Here is a 1,599-nt window from a genome sequence, read left to right as displayed (position 1 = left end):
ATCCCTGTGAGAGTAGGACGTCGCCAAGCAAAAACCTAAGTCGATTCGACTTAGGTTTTTTTGTGTTTATTTTTATTTATCAAATATCATAATCCATAAATTTAATAATCTTAAAGAAGAAAAAAGATGAAATAGAGACTATTTAAAATGAATTTTGAACGATAATGCCATAAAAGATAATAAAGTAATACATTTAAATATTAGTTTAAGGTAAGAATTACCTTTTTGTATTAATTGAGCCGTGGAATGACTAAAATATTTTACTTTTTATATGAAACCGTTATGTGGAAAATAGCTATTTTAGTTGTTTTTCATTTTTAAAGGATTTTACATAAGAAAAAATCTATAATTAAGATAGTTAACATATATTTTTTGATGGGTGTGGGGGATTATGAAAGAAATATGCATGTTATTAGTGGCTGTTATATTATGGGGGACAGCCATTGCGCCAACAAAGTGGGCATTAGAATCTATTCAGCCATTTACTTTGTTATTTATTCGCCTTTTCTTAGCTGGTGGAATTTGTTTACTATTCTCATTTAAACAATTAAAAAGATCAGTTGTACATAAACAAGTCCCGTGGAAAAGAATGAGTTTACTATCTTTTACTGGTGTAGCTGGGTACTTTATGTTCACATCCTACGGTATTTCTTTAACGAGTGGATTGCATGTTAGTATTATTGATGCTGCTTTACCTTTAGTTACAATTCTTTTTTCAGCGTTCTTTTTGAAAGAAAAAATTCAGCTTAATTATTGGATCGGTATTGTATTGGGGGCTATCGGAGTACTTCTCATTACAATTCCATCTAGTAATGTCGATCAAGAAGTATCTTTAATAGGAGATATCCTTATTTTATTAAGCACGTTCTTATTTGCTTTCTATACAGTATTGCTGAAACGACCAAAACAAGAACAGTATCTATCAAACAAGGTTTTTACAACATTAACTTTAATTATTGGAGCTGTTATTCTATTACCATTTGCAATGGCAGAAACTTTTTATTACGGTCTTCCAAAGATTGAAACGTGGAAGGTTGGACTAAGTGTAATATATCTTGTTATTGGGGCAACAATTTTAGCGTATTGGTTTTGGAATAGAGCATTAGAGACAGTCTCGGCATCAGTAAGTGGATTATATTTAAATGCGTTACCGTTAATAAGTATTGTTGCTTCAATTGTTCTATTAAATGAATCTTTGACGTGGAGAATAGTAATAGGTGGTAGCTTAGTTTTATTCGGAGTGATATGGGCGGATAAACGTAAATTAATTGATTTATTTATATCGGGCGATCGAAATGTTAAAGAGAATGAAGAATGTTAAAGTGTATAAGAGTATGTATAGAGTGTTTAATGAAAAGGACGCCTTGTATGTAATAGGATGTCCTTTTCATTACTTTCATTGAATGAGAGAAATTAAATAACTGAAACTCATATGGAAAATACCTTTGGAATTATTTTTATTATTAATTGAATAAAAGGTATTGACGATTAGAGTATAGAGGTGTAATATAGAACAAGTCGCCGATGCAATAACGCAGAACGCGGCAAACAAAATGAAAAACTTAGTTGACATTAACTAATGAAGATGTTAACATAAGA

General features: G+C 30.6%; 1 protein-coding gene. It reads left to right on the top strand.

Features of this window, described 5'->3' with window-relative positions; translation table 11 throughout:
• Positions 1 to 391 precede the first annotated feature (391 nt).
• Positions 392 to 1,321 (top strand): DMT family transporter, encoded by a 930-nt coding sequence (locus ILT06_RS32105; protein ID WP_064475996.1) that lies wholly within the window; start codon positions 392 to 394, stop codon positions 1,319 to 1,321.
• Positions 1,322 to 1,599 lie beyond the last annotated feature (278 nt).

Origin of the sequence: Bacillus sp. 17RED48, from assembly GCF_019837545.1 — a bacterium.
GTDB lineage: Bacteria > Bacillota > Bacilli > Bacillales > Bacillaceae_G > Bacillus_A > Bacillus_A wiedmannii.
Note: the sequence above shows the minus strand (reverse complement) of the source record. Positions and strands in the feature narration are given on the sequence as shown.

What these genes read in the sequence shown, in the direction of transcription:
- ILT06_RS32105 (WP_064475996.1), top strand. Translation starts at nt 392, where the DNA reads ATGAAAGAAATATGCATGTTATTAGTGGCTGTTATATTATGGGGGACA.